Source organism: Nostoc sp. FACHB-892 (genome assembly GCF_014698795.1).
GTDB lineage: Bacteria > Cyanobacteriota > Cyanobacteriia > Cyanobacteriales > Nostocaceae > Nostoc.
In genome coordinates this window covers 1-3,519 of record NZ_JACJTR010000135.1, presented here as the reverse complement: position 1 = coordinate 3,519, position 3,519 = coordinate 1, and the positions used below count along the sequence as shown (strand labels likewise).

General features: G+C 43.7%; 1 protein-coding gene. It reads left to right on the top strand.

Going from position 1 to position 3,519, the window contains the following annotated elements:
• Window positions 1-3,519, top strand: a 3,519-nt coding sequence (locus H6G96_RS40405; protein ID WP_190920246.1) for an AAA family ATPase, incomplete at both ends; no start/stop codon positions are given.

Sequence of the window (3,519 nt, the reverse complement as noted above, 5' to 3'; positions counted from 1 at the left end):
AGACGTTTGGCGAAATTTGTCAACTAGAGTCAGGCATAGAAAATGCTCAATTCAATGTCGAACTCATGCTCGTTGCTGGTTACGCTGGCGTTGGCAAAACAGCATTGGTGCAAGAACTCTATAAACCCATCACAGCAAAGCACGGCTATTTTATATCGGGTAAATTTGACCAATTCCGGCGCAATATTCCCTACAGCGCCATTGTGGATGCCCTACAAAAGTTGGTGCAGCAACTTCTGGGGGAACCGGATGAGCAAGTGCAACAGTGGCGATCGCGCCTGCTCACTGCTCTGGGCAGCAACGGACAAATCATCATTGATGTCATCCCCGAAGTTGAGTTAATTATTGGCAAGCAGTCGCCTATACCCGAAGTTGGAGCAACTGAGGCACAGAATCGCTTCAATCTCACGTTTCAAAGATTTGTGCGGGCGTTTTGTGCAAAAGAGCATCCCCTAGTCATTTTCTTAGACGATCTACAGTGGATCGATTCTGCGACGTTGAAGTTAATCGAACTCATCTTACTTGATGAGCAAATCCAGTATCTGTTTTTGATCGGAGCCTACCGAGATAACGAACTGACCTCAACGCATCCGTTGGTCTTAACACTAGAGAGCATGCGAAACCAGGGAGCAGTACTTCAGGAAATCATCCTGGCTCCCTTAACGCTCTTGCCGTTGACTCAACTGGTGGCTGAGACATTACATCGCAATCCTGATACCGTTCGTTCCTTAGCCCAAGTCGTGTTGCGTAAAACTGAGGGCAACCCTTTCTTTGTTGGTGAATTTTTGAAGCTGCTGCATAGCGAAAACCTGTTAACCTTTGATGCCCAACAGTTGAGTTGGCAGTGGAACTTAACTGAGATTGAAGCTCAAGATATCACCGATAATGTGGTGGAGTTACTGCTGCGTCAGTTGCAGAAATTGCCGTCAGCAACACAGCAAGTTCTCTCCATCGCGGCTTGTGTCGGGGCTGAATTTGATTTAGAGACGTTGGCGATCGTTTGCGAAAAATCACCGAAAGCAATTTTCCAGGATCTACTAGCAGTAATACAAGCGGGATTAATTCAACCTCTGTCTGAATTGGACGAAGATTTGTTAGTTCAAGAGTATAAGTTTCTGCACGATCGCGTACAACAAGCGGCTTATGCTTTGATTGATGAATCGCAGAAACAATTGATTCATCTGCAAATTGGTCGTAATCTCCTCGAAAAACCGTTACCAGAACAGCTATCAGAGCGGTTGTTTGAGATTGTCGATCATCTTAATCATGGAATTGAGCTTGTCTGTGATCAGGCAGAGCGAGATGAAATTGCCAAACTGAATCTATTGGCAGGTCAGAAAGCAAAAGGGGCGATCGCCTATAGTACGGCAGGAAACTATTTAGCTACAGGGAGACAATGGCTAGAAGACTCTAGCTGGCAAACGAACTATGACTTGACCTTAGAGTTATATGTAGAAACAACAGAAGTTGCTTACTTGTGTGGCGAGTTTGAACAGGTAGAATACTGGGCAGCGATCGTCCTGCAAGAAGCTAAAACGGTTCTCGACACTGTAAAAGTTTACGAAGTCAAAATTCAAACCGATATTGCACAGAACCAGCCATTAAAAGCAATCAATACAGCATTGCAAGTGTTGCCGCAACTAGAAATTAATTTCCCTAAAACACCCAGTCAATCGGATATTCGTCTTGAACTAGATACGATCGCCGCTCTCTTCAATGAGAAAGAGGTTGAGAGCTTGATCGATTTGCCAGAGATGACTGAACCGAGCAAGTTAGCGGCGATGCGAATCTTATCCAGTATTACGATCGCTGCCCAAATTGCTGCTTCTAATTTAATACCTCTGCTTGCGGCTAAACAAGTCAACTTATCGATCCAGTATGGTAATGCGTTTGTGTCTCCCTTTGCCTATGCCACCTTTGGGTTAATCCTTTGTGGAAGGTTCGGAAACATCGAGACTGGCTACCAATTTGGACAGCTTGCTCTAAATCTATTGTCACAGCCTCATACTCATGCACTCAAAGCTAGAACATTGGTAATTGTCAATAACTTCATCATTCACTGGAAAAAACATACTAGAGAGGTATTGCAGCCATTACTTGAAGGCTATCAAATTGGGCTAGAAACTGGAGATTTAGAGTCTGCTGCCTACTGTGCTCATACTTACTGTTCTCAATCCTACATCAATGGAAAAGAACTCGTAGAGGTTGAACGCGATATGGTGACCTATGGCGAAGCAATCCATCACATCAAACAAAAAACAGCACTTACTTGGAATCAAATCCTTCGACAAGTCGTCATCAACTTAATGGGAGGTTCGATTGACTCAACCCGCCTTGTCGGCGAATTCTACAATGAGGAAATTGAACTGCCACAGTATAAAACTGCAAATGATGAAAGTGCTATCTTTAGTGTACGTTCCAAAAAACTTTTCCTATGCTACCTTTTTTCTGAATATGCTCAAGCCGTTGAAAACGCAGCCCTAGCAGAAACTTATTTGATCCGATTAACTGGCGCAACCCCTGAGCCTTTGTACTATCTCTATGATTCTTTGGCAAGACTGGCAACCTATTCTGAAAGCAGTACTAAAGTGCGGTCAGAAATTCTCAAAAAAGTTGCTGTCAGCCAGGAAAAAATGAAGCACTGGGCATATCATGCGCCAATGAATTATTTGCACAAATATCATCTAGTTGAGGCAGAGAAAGCGCGAGTTTTGGGTCAGGTGCTTGAGGCCGAGGAACTTTATGAACGAGCGATCGCAGGTGCTGCTGAAAATGAGTATATCCAGGAAGAAGCATTAGCTTATGAATTAGCGGCTAAACACTATCTAGCGCGAGGTCGAGAAAAAATTGCTCAAACTTATATGAAAGAGGCGCACTATTGCTATGATCGCTGGGGCGCAACCGCTAAAGTTAAAGACTTAGAAAAACGCTATCCACAGTTCTTTTCTCAGTCGTCTAGAGCCGCTTCCGCATCAGTTCCTATTACTGCTGAAACTATCTCTAATTCCTTCCATACCGCTTTCGATTTTGCAGCAGTGATGAAAGCTTCACAGGCAATTTCTCGTGAAATTGAACTGAAGCAATTGCTGCGATCACTGATGAAAATTTTAATTGAGAATGCTGGCACACAAACCGGATATTTAATTTTAGAAAACTCAGGAGAATGGTTGATTGAAGCGGCTTGTGAACTCAATGCCGATGAAAATGCTTGTGCGACTCAGGTGTTACAGTCTATTCCAATTGCCGATCGATTGCCAGAATCAATCATTCAATATGTGATTCGGACTCTGAAGCCTGTCACCTTAAATGATGCGACTCGTGAAGGTACTTTTATTAATGAGCCATACATTCAACAGAACCAGCCTCAATCAGTTTTCTGTTTGCCGCTGCTGAATCAAGCCAAGCTGGTCGGTGTATTGTATTTAGAAAATCGGTTAGCAGCTGGAGTATTTACACCAGAGCGATCGCAGGTCTTGCAGCTATTATCGACTCAAGCAGCGATCGCCATCGAAAATGCCA